This window comes from Bacillus sp. JJ1566 (genome assembly GCF_036962685.1).
In the GTDB taxonomy this organism is placed as follows: Bacteria; Bacillota; Bacilli; order Bacillales; family Bacillaceae_L; genus Ferdinandcohnia.
Genome location: NZ_JBALOP010000057.1, coordinates 19,120 through 25,120, shown reverse-complemented (window position 1 = coordinate 25,120; position 6,001 = coordinate 19,120). Strand labels below are relative to the sequence as shown.

Sequence of the window (6,001 nt, the reverse complement as noted above, 5' to 3'; positions counted from 1 at the left end):
TATGAGTGGAGTTATGGATGAAGTTGGAAAAAGTTATAGCATAAGTGGTAGATATGAGTGGAGTTATGGATAAGTAGTAGATATGAGTGGGGTTGTGGATAAAATTGGAAAAAGTTATGGCGTAAGCACGAGATATCAGTAGGCTTTTGGAGAGTTTTGGAAAATGTTAAAACAAATAAGTCAGGTGAAGAGGAATCCAAACCAGAACCAGCCGCCAAATCCTCTTCATAAGCCAGATGAAGAGCAATTCGACCATAAGACCAATCACCAATTGCCCTTCATCCCTACCGATTTCTAAAAAATGCACTCTTAGCCGGCAGCCCAGTATACAAACCTACTTTTGCCGTAAAAATTCCAACACAGGTTCAAATGGCTGCTCATCTTTCGCATCAAAATAATGCGCAAAGGGGCAGCCTTTTTCATTGATTCGCTCAATAATCGACTCCAACGGAAAATCTTCAATGGACAAATCATCTGTGATCTCGTCCCAATATAGAGGCGTGGCAACATACGCCCCATCATTCCCGCGAACTGAATATGGCGCGACAATGGTTTTTCCTTCAGCATGCTGCACATAATCGACATACAGCCGGTTGCCACGGTTCTTTTTGAGTCTCTCTGTTGTAAAAAGATCGGGTTCCATTGTTGTTAAATAGTTTGCGACAAACTCTGTAAATTGTCTTGTATCATCATACGTAAACCTGTTTTCTGGAAGTGGAATATAGATCTGTAATCCCTTATTACCAGATGTTTTTACAAATGAAATCAATTTCAGGCCATCAAAAACTTCCTTTAAGATTGTCGCAGCCTTTTTTGCCAATGGAAAAGCATCACGAGAAGGAGGATCCAAATCAAAAACAATTTCAGATGGTCCATTTGAATAAATCGTTTGGAACGGAATGTGAAACTCGAAACTTAATTGATTCCCTAACCACGTTAGAGTCCTTAAATCGTTACAAACAATATAGTCAATCCCCTCGGACATCGAGGTTTGGATAAATTCGGGCGCATAATCTGGGCAATTTTTTTGATAAAACTTTTCACCATACATTCCATGTGGATAACGAATAACAGTTAATAGACGATCATTTAAAAACGGTAGCATATAAGTAGAAACTCCTACTAAATAGTGGATGTACTCCAATTTGGTTATGGATTTATCTTTCCAAAGGGGTTTATCTGGATGAGTAATTTCAATCTCTTCAGGCAGAAGCGGGGTATTGCGGACGAGTTTTTCCCATGTGCAGTCCTGCCAGTCTACATCAAACCGGAATTTTGAAAAGCTAGGCTGTCTGAGTTGCTCTTTATACAGTTCCAAATAAAAAAGTTCTACACAAATGCCTGGTTCCGCTTTAATAAAACCGATATTATCTTCGATTGCATTTGCTTGAATGACGTGAAGAAGGGCTTGTCTTTCATCAGGAGAGAGACCATGAGAAAACAAGCCAATCTCATAAATTTGATTCTTTCTCATAACACCGACATGAAAAAACGCATTCTTTTTGTCATAGCCTAGTATAAAAAAGGCACCAACCTGCCAATTTTTAATTTTGTACCAGTTTGATGTACGCTTGCCTTCTTCCCAAGTACTATCAAGCTTTTTCGCAATAATCCCTTCAGCGTTAGAACTGGTAGCTTTTGTCCAGATTGAATTTAAATCTTGATCATATGTAATTAATTGAATGATTTCCTGATTATTTGCCTCAACAGCACTAGGAAGTTTTATATCAGAAAAAAGCCTATATAATTCAGTTTTCCGGTCCTGGAATTTACGTGACATTATATTTTTGCCACTAAGCTTCAATAAATCAAACACCAAATAATGAGCAGGCTTAGCCACAGAAGCTTCTGCAATTTTAGCTTCACTCCTCAATCGGCCACGTTGCTGAATGTGCTCAAAGCTTGCTTTAAAAGGTGATTCCAATATGCAAAGCTCCCCATCGAAAACAAGTGGCAGGAACGGAGCCATTTCATTCGAAAGGTTCTCACATTGCTTAATAATTTCCGGAAACTGCTCATTCAGAAGGTTCCCGTTCCTGCTGATTAACTGAATACGACTGTTTTCCCAATGCAGCATTGCCCGGAAACCATCATATTTAATTTCGTATACCCAATTAGGACCAGTAGGGGCTTCAAAAATAAGGGTTGGAAGCATTGGTTTAAGCATTTTTTCCCTCCTTTAAAGAGCCCATCCTCATCAAATGCGCCTTGGCGTATTAGCGCCCGATTTTTTAGGCCCACACGATGTGGGTCACAAAGACGTTGCCACAGGAAGTGGCGTTTTTAGTCTCGAAAAATCGTGGCATCCGCCGGAGGCTTTTACCAATATAGTGGGGACACCCTCACTATATTGGTAAAAAGGGCTCTTTTTATGTTCCAACTTTTTTGCGGGTCGTTCTTGTTTTTGGTTTGACAGATGAAGCCTTGTCAGTACCTGTTGGTGCCTCAGGTTTTGCTTTCGGTTTTGCATTTCCTTTTGGAGCTGCTGCTTTCTTTGGTGCAGATGTTTCCTTCGATTTTGTCCGTTCGATACTGGCCTGTAGGGCACTCATTAGGTCTACAACATTTGTACGAGGAGCTTCCTTAGAGGTTGTTCCTTCATTATTATTAATTTTCGATTCGATAAGCTCCATAAGGGCAGTACGATATTCGTCTTTGTATTTTTCAGGATTGAATCCAGTTGTTAACTGGTCAACCAGCATGATTGCAGTATCGAGTTCTTTTTCATTGATTTCCACATTTTCAGGGACGCCAGGAACCTCTGCTACATTGCGAACTTCATCAGGATAATGAATCGTTTCCATCACAAGGCTGTTTTTATAGACGCGGATAATCGCCATTTGTTGCTTTGAGCGTATTGTAATTTCAGCAATTCCGATTTTTCCTGACTTTTGTAAGGCCTCGCGAAGTAGTGCATATGCTTTACTACCATTTTCACCGGGTCCCATGAAATAGGAACGACTAAAATAAATCGGATCAATTTCCTCAAGCTTTACAAAATCAATGATTTCAACGCTTTTATCCTCATGCTCGTCCTTCAGTTCTTTTAATTCTTCATCATTCAAAATGACAAATTTCCCTTTTACATATTCATAGCCTTTTACGATATCCTCATTTCCTATGTCTTTTTCACAATTTGGACAGATTTTTTCATATTGAATGGGTGTATTGCATTCTTTATGAAGATTTCGGAGCTTAACGTCTTTGTCCTCAGTTGCAGAAAAAAGCTTTATTGGAATATTTACAAGGCCAAAGCTGATTGAGCCTTTCCACATCGTATGCATATAAATTGTTACACTCCTTTTTTGCTTATTGTTTCCTTAAACTGGCGTTGGAATGATGGTAATATCAACCTGATAAAAATTTATTTAGAAAAATATTATTTACCCCCTCAAAATGACATCCGATGACGTAAACTGTAATTGAGTCAAACATTACAAACAAAGTTGGGAATGTAACGGAAAAGAAACATATGTTACAAAACCAGTCACGATTACAATAAAAGTATGGTCTTTCGTATTAGTGCTTTCGTAATATTTTTTGCTAGAACCTATCAATGTGAAAAATTGTTATTGAATCTGGCTTTCAACTCTTGCTACTATTAACAGATAGTAAAGAGAATTGAGGTGAAACCAGTGCTGAGTCTATTGTTTAAAATTGGAAAAAGAAAAAGCACTCTGGAAGAAACCGTTGCCCAGATTCAAAATGGAAATCAAAAACTACAAAATAAACTAATTGAAGACTATAAACCCTTTATTGCAAAAAATGTATCAGCAGTTTGTAAACGATATATAAGTGAATCGGACGATGAATTTAGTATCGGACTTATCGCATTTAATGAGGCAATCGAAAAATACGCGAAGGAAAAAGGGAGTTCCTTTTTATCCTTTAGTGAACTTCTTGTTAAACGACGAGTGATAGACTACATCCGTAAAGAAGCACGAGTAAGAAATATTAATTTTATCTCAAATGGTGAAGCAGATGAGGAAGGGGCTCAATCGAAAATTGAAGCTCACCTTTCTGTCGATGATTACCAAAGGAAAGTGGAGCAGGAACAAAGAAAAGAAGAAATTCTCCATTTCCATCAGGTATTGCAGGAATTTGGTTTGTCATTTCAAGAGTTGCTAGAAATTTCACCAAAACACGCAGATGCTAGATTAAATGCTATTATGGTATCAAAGGCTGTTGTTGAAAATGAAGAGCTGAAGGAGACATTGTTTGATAAAAAACAGCTTCCAATTAAGCAGCTCGAATCGAAAGTAACGGTTAGTCGTAAAACGATTGAGAGAAATCGAAAGTACATTATTGCAATGGCCATCATTTTATCTGGTGACTACGTCTATTTAAAAGATTATCTAAAAGGGGTGCTCGAAAGTTGAAAAAGGGGATCGTTATGGATGTGAACGATGAATATATTACGATGCTAACCCCTACCGGTGAATTCGTAAAAGCTAAACACACGAAGCAAAGCTATGCAATTGGAGAGGAAATTGGTTTTTTCCCAATCAATGAACGTCAAAGCAATACATCTAAACAACGTTTCTTTCAGGTAAAGAAATGGCGTTACGCACTTGCAAGCTCATTAGTTGCAATTTTATTATTATCTTTATTTATTCCTTTTTCATCGCGTAATGAAGTGTATGCCTACATGTCCATTGATATCAATCCAAGCTTCGAAGTGGGATTAGGTGAAAATCTTCATGTCGTCAGTCTAGAAGCTTTAAATGACGAGGCCAAGAAACTATTGGAATCCATTCCAGATTGGAAAAATAGTACGTTAGATTCAATCACGGATGCAATTATTCAAAATAGTAAAGATAATGGATATCTTGAAGATGGAAAGCAAGTCCTCATTACTACTGTTGTAGCAGATACACATAACAAAGAGGTAGATCAGGAGCTACAGCAAGGAATCGAAGATATTAAGGAAGAATACGAAAAAGAACAGATTGCGGTTACGACTGTAACAAGTACGGTCGAAACCAGGAATGCCGCAAAAGAAAAGGGTATATCTACAGGTAAACTTCTAATTAAAGAAAACAAGGTTCCAAAAACAGTTGAAGAAAAAGAAACTCAACCTGTTGAGCAAGATAAAAATACAAATAGCCAGCAGGACAATGCGAACACAGAGAAAGATATGAACGAGTTTAAAAATACTCAAAAACAAAGGGCCGAAGAAGTTCAAGAAGGGCTTAAAGAGAAAAAAGAACAGATAAGAGATAAAGTCAAAAACAATATAGAAAACTCCAATATGCCAGACCATATCAAGGAAAAACAATTTAAAAAAATAGATGAAAACTGGGAAAAGAAACAACAAAAGCAAGAAGAAAAAGAAGAGAAAAGACAATATAAAGAAGAACGTAAACGTGAAAACAATGGCAATAACGGCCAAAACAATCGTGGCAATAACGGGAATCAAAATAATGGGAACAATAATAAAGGAAACAATAACTAAAGCCGAGGGAAATACCTCGGCTTTTCTCCATTTTATGAAGTTTTTTATTCACCTTTTAATTGGGACTGGGCTTGAGCTACAAGGCGTTTCGTAATCTCGCCACCAACTGAACCATTTGAACGAGACGCTGTATCTGAACCAAGCTTAACACCAAATTCTTGGGCTATTTCAAATTTTATTTGATCTAAAGCCTGTTCAATCCCAGGAACAAGCAATTTATTGCTACTTCTAGCCATTTACCTCACTCCTTATCAATAATAGAACAACGTATAATTCGTTGTATCTTTAGTATAAGAAGATAATTAATTTCAATACTGGAAATGCATACTAATCATCATAAGTAAAAGATTCATGGCTGGAATTACACAAGAAGTTCTTTCCTTTATAATAAAAAAGTCTTTTAAAATGAGAATGAATTCTTTAATATAGAGGAATAGATTTAACTTTATTCAGCATTTCCAATTTAATTTAGTGGGTATGATTGCAATTAGTGAACAAATTTGCTTTGTGGATAAATTCCGACTGAATAAAGTCAAGCCTCCGGCG

5 protein-coding genes are annotated in these 6,001 nt (G+C 37.1%); 2 read left to right on the top strand and 3 right to left on the bottom strand.

The genetic code is table 11. The features are described from left to right. Positions 1–334 precede the first annotated feature (334 nt). The gene (locus tag V7112_RS20370) at positions 335–2,167 is read right to left on the bottom strand and encodes a DNA ligase D (protein ID WP_335423244.1); all 1,833 of its coding nucleotides are present in this window, start codon (positions 2,165–2,167) and stop codon (positions 335–337) included. Between the two features lie 202 nt (positions 2,168–2,369). After that, the gene (locus tag V7112_RS20365) at positions 2,370–3,284 is read right to left on the bottom strand and encodes a Ku protein (RefSeq protein WP_335423243.1); all 915 of its coding nucleotides are present in this window, start codon (positions 3,282–3,284) and stop codon (positions 2,370–2,372) included. A gap of 342 nt (positions 3,285–3,626) precedes the next feature. On the opposite strand from V7112_RS20365, the gene sigI reads away from it, so the two are divergent. Together sigI and V7112_RS20355 are read left to right on the top strand one after the other, a co-directional pair. Next, positions 3,627–4,379, top strand: coding sequence for an RNA polymerase sigma factor SigI (gene sigI, locus V7112_RS20360; RefSeq protein WP_335423242.1), 753 nt, complete (start codon positions 3,627–3,629; stop codon positions 4,377–4,379). After that, positions 4,376–5,455, top strand: a complete 1,080-nt coding sequence (locus V7112_RS20355; RefSeq protein WP_335423241.1) for an anti-sigma factor domain-containing protein — start codon at positions 4,376–4,378, stop codon at positions 5,453–5,455. The genes sigI and V7112_RS20355 overlap by 4 nt, the downstream gene beginning before the upstream one ends. Positions 5,456–5,499: 44 nt before the next feature. On the opposite strand, the gene V7112_RS20350 is transcribed toward V7112_RS20355, so the two are convergent. Beyond that, on the bottom strand, positions 5,500–5,691 hold the full coding sequence (locus tag V7112_RS20350) for an alpha/beta-type small acid-soluble spore protein (RefSeq protein ID WP_335396273.1): 192 nt from the start codon (positions 5,689–5,691) through the stop codon (positions 5,500–5,502). Positions 5,692–6,001 lie beyond the last annotated feature (310 nt).